Origin of the sequence: Paenibacillus melissococcoides (assembly GCA_944800085.1) — a bacterium.
Classification (GTDB): Bacteria; Bacillota; Bacilli; order Paenibacillales; family Paenibacillaceae; genus Paenibacillus_B; species Paenibacillus_B melissococcoides.
Genome location: CALYLO010000018.1, coordinates 1 through 12,638 on the forward strand (window position 1 = coordinate 1; position 12,638 = coordinate 12,638).

At 50.3% G+C, this 12,638-nt stretch carries 19 protein-coding genes; all 19 read right to left on the bottom strand.

From position 1 onward, the window contains the following. The coding region (locus OCY70_RS33995) for a phage protease (protein WP_261948944.1) at positions 1-868 on the bottom strand (868 nt) is incomplete at its 3' end. Between the two features lie 119 nt (positions 869-987). After that, positions 988-1,725 (bottom strand): phage head morphogenesis protein, encoded by a 738-nt coding sequence (locus OCY70_RS34000; protein WP_261945409.1) that lies wholly within the window; start codon positions 1,723-1,725, stop codon positions 988-990. Beyond that, positions 1,709-3,274 carry a DUF935 domain-containing protein gene (locus OCY70_RS34005; protein ID WP_213431409.1) on the bottom strand — a complete coding sequence of 522 codons (1,566 nt, stop codon included), beginning with the start codon at positions 3,272-3,274 and terminating at the stop codon, positions 1,709-1,711. The genes OCY70_RS34000 and OCY70_RS34005 overlap by 17 nt, the downstream gene beginning before the upstream one ends. A gap of 11 nt (positions 3,275-3,285) precedes the next feature. Then, positions 3,286-5,049, bottom strand: coding sequence for a phage terminase large subunit (gene terL, locus OCY70_RS34010; RefSeq protein WP_261944922.1), 1,764 nt, complete (start codon positions 5,047-5,049; stop codon positions 3,286-3,288). Continuing rightward, positions 5,042-5,602, bottom strand: a complete 561-nt coding sequence (locus OCY70_RS34015) for a DUF3486 family protein (protein ID WP_261944921.1) — start codon at positions 5,600-5,602, stop codon at positions 5,042-5,044. The genes terL and OCY70_RS34015 overlap by 8 nt, the downstream gene beginning before the upstream one ends. After that, a complete protein-coding gene (locus tag OCY70_RS34020) occupies positions 5,602-5,919 on the bottom strand; it encodes a hypothetical protein (RefSeq protein WP_213431480.1) in 318 nt (105 codons plus the stop codon). Before OCY70_RS34020 ends, OCY70_RS34015 begins: the two co-directional genes overlap by 1 nt. Before the next feature lie 262 nt (positions 5,920-6,181). Further along, the gene (locus OCY70_RS34025; protein ID WP_306433995.1) at positions 6,182-6,610 is read right to left on the bottom strand and encodes a guanylate kinase; all 429 of its coding nucleotides are present in this window, start codon (positions 6,608-6,610) and stop codon (positions 6,182-6,184) included. A 112-nt stretch (positions 6,611-6,722) separates the two neighbouring features. Further along, entirely contained in the window at positions 6,723-6,917 is a 195-nt protein-coding gene (locus OCY70_RS34030; RefSeq protein ID WP_315973957.1) for a Mor transcription activator family protein, read from the bottom strand. Then, positions 6,824-7,048, bottom strand: a complete 225-nt coding sequence (locus OCY70_RS34035) for a hypothetical protein (protein WP_261948945.1) — start codon at positions 7,046-7,048, stop codon at positions 6,824-6,826. Before OCY70_RS34035 ends, OCY70_RS34030 begins: the two co-directional genes overlap by 94 nt. Before the next feature lie 42 nt (positions 7,049-7,090). Beyond that, positions 7,091-7,789 (bottom strand): peptidoglycan recognition protein family protein, encoded by a 699-nt coding sequence (locus OCY70_RS34040; protein WP_261948946.1) that lies wholly within the window; start codon positions 7,787-7,789, stop codon positions 7,091-7,093. Positions 7,790-7,893: 104 nt separating this feature from the next. Continuing rightward, positions 7,894-8,082 carry a hypothetical protein gene (locus tag OCY70_RS34045; protein WP_261948947.1) on the bottom strand — a complete coding sequence of 63 codons (189 nt, stop codon included), beginning with the start codon at positions 8,080-8,082 and terminating at the stop codon, positions 7,894-7,896. Beyond that, on the bottom strand, positions 8,082-8,516 hold the full coding sequence (locus OCY70_RS34050) for a hypothetical protein (RefSeq protein WP_261945204.1): 435 nt from the start codon (positions 8,514-8,516) through the stop codon (positions 8,082-8,084). The genes OCY70_RS34045 and OCY70_RS34050 overlap by 1 nt, the downstream gene beginning before the upstream one ends. A 23-nt stretch (positions 8,517-8,539) precedes the next feature. Further along, positions 8,540-8,728, bottom strand: coding sequence for a hypothetical protein (locus OCY70_RS34055; protein WP_213431369.1), 189 nt, complete (start codon positions 8,726-8,728; stop codon positions 8,540-8,542). Positions 8,729-8,747: 19 nt separating this feature from the next. After that, positions 8,748-9,596, bottom strand: a complete 849-nt coding sequence (locus OCY70_RS34060; RefSeq protein WP_213431502.1) for an ATP-binding protein — start codon at positions 9,594-9,596, stop codon at positions 8,748-8,750. Positions 9,597-9,832: 236 nt separating this feature from the next. Continuing rightward, entirely contained in the window at positions 9,833-10,237 is a 405-nt protein-coding gene (locus tag OCY70_RS34065; protein ID WP_213431500.1) for a phage protein GemA/Gp16 family protein, read from the bottom strand. A gap of 11 nt (positions 10,238-10,248) precedes the next feature. Then, positions 10,249-10,878 (bottom strand): ABC transporter permease, encoded by a 630-nt coding sequence (locus OCY70_RS34070; RefSeq protein ID WP_261945354.1) that lies wholly within the window; start codon positions 10,876-10,878, stop codon positions 10,249-10,251. Beyond that, positions 10,875-11,165 carry an AbrB/MazE/SpoVT family DNA-binding domain-containing protein gene (locus tag OCY70_RS36475; RefSeq protein ID WP_390905354.1) on the bottom strand — a complete coding sequence of 97 codons (291 nt, stop codon included), beginning with the start codon at positions 11,163-11,165 and terminating at the stop codon, positions 10,875-10,877. The genes OCY70_RS34070 and OCY70_RS36475 overlap by 4 nt, the downstream gene beginning before the upstream one ends. Positions 11,166-11,289: 124 nt before the next feature. Next, positions 11,290-11,643 (bottom strand): hypothetical protein, encoded by a 354-nt coding sequence (locus OCY70_RS34075; RefSeq protein WP_261945355.1) that lies wholly within the window; start codon positions 11,641-11,643, stop codon positions 11,290-11,292. 11 nt (positions 11,644-11,654) lie between these two features. Beyond that, complete coding sequence (locus OCY70_RS34080) at positions 11,655-12,635, bottom strand: AAA family ATPase (RefSeq protein ID WP_261945208.1); 981 nt, start codon at positions 12,633-12,635, stop codon at positions 11,655-11,657. Positions 12,636-12,638: the final 3 nt, after the last annotated feature.

Genomic DNA, 12,638 nt, shown 5'->3' on the forward strand with positions numbered 1-12,638 from the left:
CCTTGCGGTCTTTGAGTGCGTATTCTTCCGCCCAAGCCTTTTGAGCGGCGGAAATCTTGCCATCCTTCAGGGCCGTCATCACGAGCTCATCCGAATCCTTTTTATCCAGTCGCGCCTTCAGAGCATGGAACTCCGAAACAGGCACGAAGCCGGAAGGATTTTTCAATGCCATAATGGCCGCTGCTACGTCTTCCGTTTTCGCATCTTCCGCAACGCCGAGCAGCGTCGTAATCGTTTTGTTGGCAACGATTTCTTCTTCGTCGTCTTTCTTTTCTTTTTCCTTCTCTTCCGTCGAATTAGCTTGTAACGCCTGAAGCTTTTGCAGGACTTGCTCTTCGGTAGCTTCTTCGCCCAGACCAAGCAGGACGGCAAGTTGTTTCAAAAAATCCATGTCATTTCCTCCCTCGTATTGGGTAATGTCAAGCGAATTGATAATCGGGAACATTCCATCAATTGCTGGCGTGTTGGTTAGGGCAACCGAGTGTAGCACGACAGCTTTTTGATCCGATTTACGCACCAGCACAACCGGGGATAGGTAGCGGTATTCCTTGTTCTTCAGGTACTCTTCCGCCTTGGGTGTCCATTCCACCTTCCCAGCGATGGCATTATCCTGGATGATGAGTTCCTTAATCCAACCGCCAGCGGGGGCCTGCACATCCTCCAGCGTCTGATGCTCATAGTCGATGACGATATCAAGCGCCCGGCGGTGGAACGTTTCCTTCATAGCCCGAAAGGACTCCTCATCGACCACAAAGTTTCCTTTCTGGGACTTCACATGCCCAAGCGGCAGCAGCTTAATTACGGTCGGCACGCCTTGAACTTCGGTTACCGTACCTGAACATACAATCCATTTTTTCAGCGTGATCACCTCCTCGCCGATTCATGTCGACTGCAACGCCGTTATAACGCGTTATAACGCGGGTATATAAATCATCAGCATGATTCGGTCATCCAAATTCACAAACGCCTTAGAGGGCGTTCCAGGCCTTATTCCTTTGACTTGCGTTTTTCTCTGTTCTCAAAGGCTTTTTTCAAACTCTTTGGGTAGCTGCTAACGTCCGGATCAAAAGCGTGCTTTGCTGGATTGTTCGAGAAGCTTGGATCGGGCATTATGTTCACATGCTGACCATTTAATTGGGCAGATACTGGCGGTTCTGTTTCCACCTTGAGGCCGCGTTCCCGAACTTGACGCTCGGAGAGTGTTCGGACGGTACAGCGGCAGCGGAACCCATTCGGGGGATACCAGGTATTCCATATCGGGTCATCGGCCCGAAATACCCTGCCGTGCATCGCCAGATGCGATGGCCGCGTGCGCTTGTCCTGGACTGCATCATACTGCCAGTACGGACGTAAGCGCAGCGTCTCCGGTGCCGTCATCTGCTTCCAGTGCCCCACCTGATAGGCCGTCTGCACGTTCGTCCGGAAGATATTATCCGCCTGATAGTTTGTCACGCCTTCATATCCACGCTGCTCCAGCCAATCGTTCATCCGTTCACGGAACTTGCCCAGTGTCGTTCCTTCATCAATGGCCTTCAGCAATTCCCCGTGAAACTTGCGAAGGAGCTGAATCTTGCTGTATCCGGAAATCGTGAACGCCTGTGCCCGGTACTCCTCGGCAAGTTGGTAGAATTCACTTTCCTTCATTGGTAGTTTGTCGCCGAAGAAGGCAACCGCCTCCTCAAAGACGAATCCAGGCGTGGTAAGGAGCTCAATCCATTCTCGCATGCTCTTCGACTCTCCCCATTAGGTCAGCGTAAAACATAGCCTTGTGCAGCAGCTCGTCCAGGTCTTCGATATCCATCTGTTGATACAGCTCTCCCGCGAATCTTTCGTCTTCGAGCTTGGCTTTGACTTCTTCCAGGCTATTCGCCGTGTCAAGTATTTTGAGAACAGGAGCAAATATCTTGCCGAATATCCCCTTGGAATTCTGGATAGCTGCGTCGGCCAATTGATCCACGCTTCCCTGTGTAACTCCAGGCCGATTACCCTTGTTAGCTACAGCCACCAAAGTTTTGTCTTTAAAAGGCATTGGCGCCGAATGTGATAACGGGGCAGCTACCTCTTCGCCGTTCTCCGGCTTTGGCACGGAAAACTTCTTGTACAAGTGCGATGTTGGGATTTTCAATCCCATATCAATCAGCTTCCCGTAGATATCCGCCGTTTCTTTCAGGTCTCCGGCTTCTTCACAGTCGAAACGCAGATGGGGGATACGCCGGGATTCCCCATAGTTAAAGTAGACAAGTGGTCGAATTAGATCCCGGCGCAATGTGGCAGCTAGGGCCTTGCAATCCGCGACCGTCAGATCGTGGCGGACTTCGTTATGTGTCTTCGACTGGGCGAAACTTCCGCCCCCAGAATCGCTCGTAAGCGTCTGGCCGAGCACCGCCTTCGATATCTGTTCATCGCAGTACCTGGCGAGCGACTCATACACGTTAATTGATGTGGTCTTCGCAGCCTCTTTGAATTCAATCTCTGTTCCGTCCGGAATAATGCCCGCTGCATCTGTTCCTATCTGAACGAGAGCACGCATGAGAGCAGCCTTGTCATCATCCGAGGCGGATGGGTCATATTTGCCCAGCCGGAGCGGCATTCCGAACACTTCACAAAAACTGACCCAATCCTTTAGATCGTAATTTTTAAACAAATACATCCAGGCGACCACGCGCAGGACGCCTGCCCGTGATGGGTGCCCTGAACGCGCCTTGTAACGATGTATGACGAACTTATTCTCCGGAAGAGGTATTCCGGATGGATTATCGCGGGTGACCACTTTCAGAGTGTCTTGATTGTCCCAGAGGAGACGCTTGGGATGCCGCCACTTGATATCCTCTACGACCGTAAATCCATCGTCGTAGCCCCAAATAATTTCAGATACGGAGATACCCTTACCGATAGCATCAAGCAGATCCATCATGATGTCCTCGAAGTTCTCCAGCCCGTCGATCTGCTCTTTCACAAACTCGGCTATCTGTTTATCCCATTCGTCATCCGAAAACGGGATGACTTCGAAGTCCAGTCCGGTGACCGCGTTCTTGCGTGTCTGGAGCTGTGAAAATAGATGCGGATCTTTCTCTTCCATCTCCTCAAAGAGCTCCATCTGTCGCAGCACGTCGCCCGCGTCTGCCTCGCGAAAGATTTGCGCCAGTCGCACCGGAGTCAAGCCGTTCGATGGGTACGTGGAGTATTTATCCCATACCGGGGCGACTGCAATCTCGTTCAGCTCCGGGCGGCGGGGGCTTACCGTTTTGTTCTTCTGCTTGTTTTTCTTCGACATAGATTCACCACCTAATAACCGCCTCGCCGGAATTTCATCGCCCGGCTGATTACTGATTTATAGTCCGTCTTGTTTGATGTCTTGATGCCCAGGGCAAGTCGGACGGCCATCTCCAATCCATCCGGTCCATCGTCATTTTTGCCCATCGGGTATTCCCGCATTTGTTGTAACAGTGTCTTGTGGCGGCGACTGAACTTCAGATACCCATTCTTAACAAATGGCTGAAGCGACTCGATCCGCAGTTCCTTGCGCTGGAGACTTTGGATCTCCTCTATCGGCAGGTATTCGCCAGCCTCTGCGCTCTTCTGTGCCAGTACATCCTTGAAGAAGTGCTGGAATTGTACCGTCTCGACGCCAAATTTGCGGAATGGCCGCTTATAGTCGCGCCGGAATCGCTTGGACATCTCTATGGCGTCATCGATGATGACATCAGGGACGCGCCGCTCGATGGATGCCTCCACCACGTACATATAGCCGCTCTTGGTATCCTTGGCTATGGCAATGATGGAACTGGTATCGCTTTTCTTGTTTTTCCCAAGGGAAGGGTCGTTCGCGGCGACAAACACGAATCGCTTATCCCGGAAATCAATCGTCGGGTCGTCATCCCAGAAGTCGAACCATTCATCATTAAATGTGCAGGAATCCGGGTCAATCGGATCGTTTTGAATCTCGGAATTGAACGATGCTTCGCCTTCAGAAATCTTGATTACCATCAAGTCGTAGTAGGAGAGCTTTTCTTCCCACAAGACTTCTGTGCCTTCGAGCATGTCGGCCTTGTTGTCTTCGTAGAAGGCCCGCGCATCTTCTTGCCGATGCACGTTTTCCAGGTCGGTATAGATTGCTTCCCAAGCGTCCCAGAGCTCTTGATTCGTCGCGAAGCTGATAACCCCCCGATACTTTACAGAATGATATTCCGGGTTCTTCAACACCTTGGAAAGCAGAGAATCGTAATGCAGGATCGTTCCGATATAGACGATGTCAGTGTACGTGTCGCCTGCTTTACTAACCGCCTTGTAGAACCAGCTTTCCAGTTTCTTGCGTTGCTCCGGCGTGTAAACATTTTCGTCATTCTCGATGTCGTCCAGGACAATCAAGTCAGGACGCCAGTTGCGATGACGGCGGCCCCGAATCTTCTTGCCGCTGCCAATGGCCTCAACCTTGATATCTGTCGAGGTCACAAGGACGCTGCCTTTCCAGACTCTACCCTTGAGGCTCCCGAAGTCCTCAATGATGGCCGGGTTATCCTCTAGCTCGGTTTTAATATCCGTGAGGAATCCTTCTGCCTGGTCGGAACTATCAGAGAGGATGATCGGGTAATGTTTGTACTCATATACCACCGAGTGCAAAGTGTCCTTAAAGGTGAAGTTTGTCGACTTCGCATGCCCACGTGAGGCGGCTGTAGCACGGCGGCAGCCTTTCGCCCTTGATATCTTCTTCCCATCCGGCAAAGGGTTCAGGCCCTTCATGACTCCTTGAGTCCATATACTATCCAGCTCTTCGTGAAATTGCGGCGATTCCCTGACGAAGTAGTGGGGCAGATAAGCCCGCCCGAAATACCCCAGGTCAATGGCTCCTAGCTTCTTGCGCAAGCCATCCGGGCCTGTCAGTTCTGCGCCGCTTTGGTACTCCCTTAGCAACGTTTCCCGGTATTCGCGGTGCTGCTCATTACGCATGACGTAGTTTTCAAAGAGCTGCTTCTGATACTCCAGACTGAGTAGTTCTTCTTTGTCTGCCTCATCCTCCAGTTGCCGGAGGTACTCGTCCAGGTTAATCATCGGCCATCATCTTTTCCTTCGCTTTTTGCAGTACCGCCTTCAGTTCTCCGGCAAGTTGAGGATCGGCCTTGATGGCTGCCATGAGTTCTGCCTCCATCCCTTGGAATGCTAGTTCGATCTTCTTCTGCATGTCCTGGCGGACGCGGTCTTTATAGACCTTTGTTCTGGAGAGCGCGACCATAACGCGGGCCGCCTTATCCAGCGGCATGTAGTCCCATTCTTCCTGTGCTTGCGCCATCTTCTTCGTCAGCTCTCCGGCCATAATTTGTAGGCCGCCTTCGGTGTAATCGACGTCCGGATTTTTCCGGATCATCTCGACTAGCGCCTTTGTCTGTTCTTGCGCCTCCATAAGCCGCTGCGTCGCGTTCCCGACTCGGAGCGCATAGCGACCAATGGAACTCTTGGATACCTCGAATCCCTGGGCCTCCAGATACTCTGATATCTCCCAGTAGGTGTACCGTGTATCAAGAAGCATCGCGTCGACCTGATCCTTGATATGCAAAGGCAGGTCGTCAACTTTAGAGCGCGTGCGGTTTCTTCGTTTGCCGCTCATTAGATGGCGACTCCCGGATCATCCGGAGTTGAGCCCTCCAGTAAATCGATGCCCTTTACCGTTAGCCGGATTACGGCATCATTGGCATAAGCATTGTACGAATTCACACGCTCATTCGAATATTCGATGTAGCCCTTCTTGAATAAGTAATCCAGATGCTTGGAGATATCCGGGCTGATGATTACGCCATCGTTGACCATGACATTGACCAATTGCCTGCATAGGAGCGAATTGTTATGTCCTTTTGCGAGCGAGCGCATGATATAGCCCCGAACCGCTTTATTATGTTGCACACCGTGATAGGTTTGTTCATCCATCTACCTCTGTCCTCCAGCATGCTATCGTGTATTTTGTCGAGCTTCTTGTCGACGTTGTTCATCGTTCTAATGAAATCCTCCCGGGTCGTGTAGATGAACGGGAGATCGGAACGTAAGTCATCCAATTCTTTTTTCAATTCATCCACATCTTGAGCGTTTTTATTGATTTGCGTTTTGAGTTCTGCCATCGTCGTTTTTAAAAAGTAACCAATTGCTCCGATGCCTAGCATCGTCGCCGTCTGTATGATCCAATTCCACTCCACTAGCCAGCACGCTCCTTGAGCTCCAGCACCTTGGATTCAATCGTGCTCATGATGTACCCCTCTGCGTCGCCCAGGGTGTCATGTAGGGCCCGCATGTATTCGGGCTTGAGCTGGCGGACAATTTCCGAATACGCTTGAGGGGCAAGTTCCATTAATTCTTCTCTGGGTGACCATCCTTCCTTGACAGACTCCCGTAAATGACTGGCGACGGTCTGTTCAATTTGGTGGACGGTCTTGGTCGCAACATCATCCAATCGTTCAATAGCTGCCTGAACCAGCGCACGTTGCGCATCCGCATCAATTTTCGCCGTCTCTGCCGACAGCTTGGCGCTAGCCCGGCGTATGTAGTAAATCGCAAATGAAGACAGTAGAGTCAGGCCCGCCAGCGCCACATTCAATAACATCTCGTTAATTGCATCTTGCATCATGTAAGAGCCTCCTTTTTAGGCAATAAAAAAACCAGTAGGGCATAAGCCTCTACTGGTAGATTACCAAGTGTTTTCTTGCATGTCTGGAAGGGATTCCCCGATTTTTCGCCCCTCATTTTAGCTCGTCATCATCGAAAAGTTGGAGTTGATTCTCATCCCTCCGTGGAGAAACTGGAAGGATGCCGTCACAAATTTCTCTCACTCTACGTTCACTCAGTTCATACTTCTGTGCGATCTCTCGATGGTTATATCCATCATACTCTTGAATGATCCGCCTGTCACGTACCCGCGGAAGAAGAAATCCAATGTGGGGATGTACACATGATCCCCTCCGGCCTTGCTGGCCAGCGTAATTAGGTTATCTAATCCTATCCATTCAGCATACTTACGGTATGGCATGGGCAGCATATCTGGCGTTAGCTCATCGAGCCATTCCATCCGGCGGATCACCTCCTCATATTATAGCAGGAGCTGAAAAAATCAATTTCTGCTCGTTGCGGCCTCCTTACGATACTGAATGGTCAGCATACGCCAGAAATCATAACTCCCGGTTTTCGTTTTCAGTTCATTCGCGTAATAGGCTGCCGCCTCTTTGGCCCATGAAGGAGGCTCGATGTCGCGCTTCTCCTCCAGCTCCTTCAGCCTCTTATCCTGCTTCTCTACGGTCTTGAGCAATTTGTCAAAGGCTTCTCTTTCTTCTTTGTTCATTCCTTGTTCATCCTTTCTGAGAAATGAGTTCACAAGTTCTTTAAACTGATGCCATCCAGTCCACTTGCCATTGTCATACATCAATCTGGGACATATTTTTCCGCTCCAATCGTAATGACGTCGCAGCCGTTCAACTCCCCAGCCCCTTTCAAGGAGCATCTTAGCGACAAGTTCAGCAGCATTCCGTAATGTTTGCTGATAGTTCCCAGATTCGCATATTTCAATTGCGATAGATGTACGATTGCCGCTTGCAGCGTTGCTGCCATCACCAGCATGCCATGCATTCTCAACGAGTGGGATACATTCTATAGCTTCGTGCTCGTCCACCACAATATGGTAGGATGCCGTTCGATCATTGTCTGGATTCGTCAGCCAACCACGTTCGTTCTTGGCGCTGCTCCCAGAATTACCTGTGTTATGAATAGTGATGGTGGTCGCATTCATCGGGTAACCAGGGCGACGATTCTTCATTGTATTTTTTCGGGATATGATCTTGACGATAAATCACGTTTAACTCTCCCTTCCTTTGCCAACTATTTTGATAATGGATTGAAGCGAATCTCCATTTTTCCGGACTATTTATCCAAGTTGATAGACGAGACGGGACGCTCCCCCGGTTGTTTTTGTAATTGGTGGAGAAGGCTCTCCAGGCTGACCGCTGCTGATCTGGCCGTCAGGGCAGCGGTCGAGAAAAGTACAAAACATCGATCCGGATCGGGCGGTACGGCGACAAGGCTCGGCTTCTGGACGGGCTTTCTTGCCATCAGTTTACCGCCCGTTGCACAATCGATTTAATCATGTGGCCGTTCCCGATCTGGATTTCGTTATCGAGTAGTCGGCGAACGCGATAACGCAAGGTTGAAGACAGGCGATGCTTCTCAATTACTTCGGCCTCCACGAGCTTCCGTCCGTCCCGCTGGTACCCGCCGAATCGATTGGGCACAAGTTTTGGAACGCGCACAATGTCGCCAACATTTGCCGAATCTCGCATAATGTTGATTTCTTTGACCCGTATCATAACATCCCGTTTGAGGGCTGCCAGTTGTTTGTTCGTGATTTTTGATGCATATAAACTATAGTCACGAAGCCGGACAACGCGAAGCGCATAATCAAATTTTGTGCCCTCGGCACATTCTAGGGCCAAGGCTTCCACACAAGCGAGACGATTTGTCCACTCAAACTTTTTAGGCTGCTGCACGGTCATTCCTCCCATTAAAATTTTTAGCAGTACCATTCGCCGCCTTTTCGCAGGTATTTACCGTTATGGCCCAGTTGTGGGGCAAGGATAGCCGTTTTTCCTTTGTAATCCCTGGCCCTGGGCTTCAGCGCATCGAGCCGTTTACGCTCCGCTTCAAGTTGCTGCGGCGTCAGTGTGTAAGTCGTTATTTTCTTATAGTCGTATTCGGTCATTGTACAGGCCTCCTACATCTTAAATCAGTCCATTAAATCGATAGTTCAAGGCCAGTGGGTCTTCGCCCACATCCAACAGCATTTTTCCGAGATACTTTTTCCCTTTCGGGCTCTTGGTTCGCTCGAACAAGCGGCCCGCCGTGGCTACGGATAAGAAACCAATCAATTCGGAAAAATACTCGCTTGTGTACACGATCGGCAATTGCTTTCGATACCGATAATCAACAATGCCGTAAAACTCCTTGATCCAAGTGTCTTTTTGGCTTTCTTTGCAAATATCATCGACGATAAGCAACTCGCAGTTGTAAATACGCTTTCGAATTTCCTCCACCTTATACGCCTCATCCGGGCTGTTGTAGTAGGAAAACCATTCCGTGAAGCTTTGTACCCAGTTGAAAAACAGAGGGTACACACCGTATTCAATCAACGGGGCGACAGCAGCCGTGACCAGATGCGTCTTGCCACTGCCGGATGTGCCCAAAAGCCCGAACCAAGGAACGCCTTTCAAGCTTTGGCCCTTCTTAATCCGGTAGACCAGTCCATCCGAATATTCCCGTGCCAACTCGTAGGCATCTATGACGCGTTGATCCAGGCCATCCAAGTTGAAATTGTCAAACGTCTTTAATTGCGCATCCTCGCTCATGTTGGTGGTTTGCATGATCCGCTTCAGCTTCTTGCGTTCCATGCAGGCGCATTGATAGGCCACGTTTCGAGCAGGGTCGTGGATGACGCCCTCGTCCCGGCATTTCGGGCACTCATAAGCCGAGCTTTCGGCGGAAGGCAGCTTCGGCGCTGATATCGCGTTTGCCTGCCTGGCTGCCCGGATACGTTCGAGCAAGTCCGGCATGACCTCTTTCAAACCTTGCATGAGTGGCACCGCCTTTCAAGAGATTGCGAAGGATGCCCCGCGTGTAGTTCTCCTTGATATTAGGGTACTTCTCCATGTGGATGGAGAGAGCCCGAATGACAAGAGTGGGCTCATACTTCGCCCAATACTCATATTCGCGTTGCTTGATTCCCTCAGAAATCTTGCCTGTGCTTCGGGTGAAGCGTATTGTGTCCCAATAGGCTCCGATGACTTGTCTTTGTGCTGGCGAATACCGTTCAAGAGCGTCCTGCATTAGGTTTTACTCCTTCCCGTCGTTTCATTGCTTTTAGAGCTTCGATTACCTTACTGGCCTGGACAGGTGAGAGGTAGCTCGTATGACTAACGCCTTGCTGCTTCTCCAAAAAACGACGCAAACGGCGAGGGTCAGATTTCCAGCCTAATTCCTCGGCCAGCTTGTTAATCTGCCATATTTGATTCGGCGTCGCCCGAGATGGCTTAACCTTGCCCAGCATCTGATTCAATCGGTCGATTACTTTGATGCCCTGGGCCTTGCTTAATGCCTTGATGCTGTCCGACCCGGTCGTAGTTAAGACCAGGTCATGGAGCTCGTCGTTATTCATTCGGGCCTGCCTGGCAAGCCCGAATATGTTCTTGATTTGTGGATAGGTGATTTTGTCCATAAGGGCCCTCCTCACTCAGAAAAAGCTTCTAGGCCGACACTAATGCTGTCCTCGACGTACACCGAATTGCGTATCGTATCGATTTCTTCCGGGGTGAGATGGCCGAAGAAGCGTTCAACCAATTCGCCATGCTTCGCCAGGCGAATGGCGTCGAACTCCTCTTCAAGCTCACCAGTTATGCCTACACTTCCGAGTAGCTGCTTGTCCTTCAGATAGTCGCCCTTTAGCTTCTTTTTTACTGCCTTTACTTTGTTGCTATCGAGCCCAAGGCCGCTCAGCACGTCATCAATAGAAGTGTCAAAGCAGTATTCGCCTTTGTAAAGGGCAATGAGCGCTTCCTTGAAACGTGCTTCTGTCTCGAATTTAACCTCATACTTCCGGCTGACTTTGGCTGCCACCACATCACCAAGCACTTCAACCAAGCGTTCATAATTATCAATTTCAAACTTTTCCTTGTATGTCAGGTTGAATCGGCCCTTGCTTCCAGGGATCTGATAGTGAGATAGGTTCTTATTGTCCATGACAAATATTCCAGCAGATGTAAAGGTGGCCTTCAGTTCATCCAGCCGCTTCTTGCTTCGCTTCATATCCTGTTCCAATCGGAGTGCTTCATCAACAAGGGGAACCAGTTCCGAATTCATCGCCCGTCCCCCCCTTCAAATGCATTGGCCGCTCTCCGTTCCGTAACATTGGCCTCCAGATTCTGAATGCACTGGGAGCACACAAACCGACCGGAATACACAACTAGCTCTTTATCGCTCCGGCAAAATAGGCAACTTCCTTGCGTCCGCTGTAACAGGATTGTGCCGTCTTCGCTATCGACGATAATATTGAACTTTTCGCCGCCTGATAGGCCATACTCCCGGCGTATTACGGCCGGGAGTGTTACGGAACCACTCTTGCTTAATTTTTTGTTATACGACTTCATTCAAGCATCCTCCTCAATAATTGCTTCTACTGGTATTCCGTCCTCACACGGGAATGCAATTCGGAGCAGGTCATACAACCTATCTGCCTGCTCTGCCGTCAGCCTATCAATATTGCGTGATGTGCTAGACCGATTCTCCATGCTGCTCCTCCTTATCAAGGAATGTATTTACAAGCTTTCCAGCAGCCACAAAAAACGCATAGCGCCGTTCCGTATAGAGCCTGAAAGCTTCCAGCGCTGTCAGCTCCTGCCCCATCCGCTGCCGCATATCCAACAACGTCTTTTCATAAGGAGTCCTGCCACGGATGCCCTCATCGTCAACGATGTAATCAGGTGAATCCCTCAAGGCAATACGGACTTCGTCCTCTGTTAACCCCGACACGATAGCGGCTGGACGTACCGGGACGGGAAGCATCACATGCTGTAAGAAACGGAACAAGCGTGCCACTGAATGATTCGAGTATTCATATCTCCACATCGTCATCCCCCCTACAGCATCATCATGTTGCTGGCCTTAGCGATAATGTCGACGGTAATTAGGGGAGCCCCTTCAGCGGAGCCGTGCATGTTTAATATGCGCAAGATGTTGTTCAGCGTCCGGTCGAGTAAGCGGAAGCATCCGTTTTTGTTGTTAGTTGCACGGACAATCATCTCCTGAATGGCATTTTCTTCGAAGTTGAAGTTTTGTAGGTAGCTACGAACCTCGTTAGCGGATAGTCCCTTCAGTGACACATAGAAATCTACCCGGTTCGCAAAACGGCTGATATAGCCCTTGATTTGCGCTTCAAGCTTCGGTTCCCCGGCGATAATCATTCCCACATCTGACTGGTCGAAGATGGCACGCAGGATCTCCATTTTTTTCTGTGAATACTTGCTAACAAGCTTGTCCGCTTCGTCGATAATGAGCAAGTAGCCCGGATTGCAGTTGAAAAATTCACGGATACCGTTCACCCGTTCCCATATCGTGCCATAGCCAACGGGTAGGCCGAGAGCTCTTTCGATGGCCTTAACCAGATCGCGTTGCGCCATCGTATCGTCGCATTCGATATATGCAACCTTGGGAGACCGCGCATAATACTTGAGCGTATGAGTCTTGCCGTATCCCGACTTCCCAACCACAATTCCAAGTCCAGTAAATGACTGGCAGGATTGACAGGCCCCGATGATTGCCGTTGCGTCACGGCTCTCAACGAATGCAGGCTTAGCAAGTCGCATCGTGCCTGTTTGCTCGATGGCTGCCGCCACTTCTTCGCCTTGTGCGGAGATAAAGTTCGTTATTGCCTGCTCGATGTCAGTAGGATCGGAAGAATATTTACCACTCAGATATTGTGAGAGGGCCGAGCGAGAATAATTGATTTCTCGCGCCAGCTCCGTAATTGTCATGCCGTTTTTGTCCATCATATTTTTAACCTGTGCTGCAAGGGCTGTTGGTGTGCCACCTTGAACCGGATAAAATGCCACTGCTTCCATGTT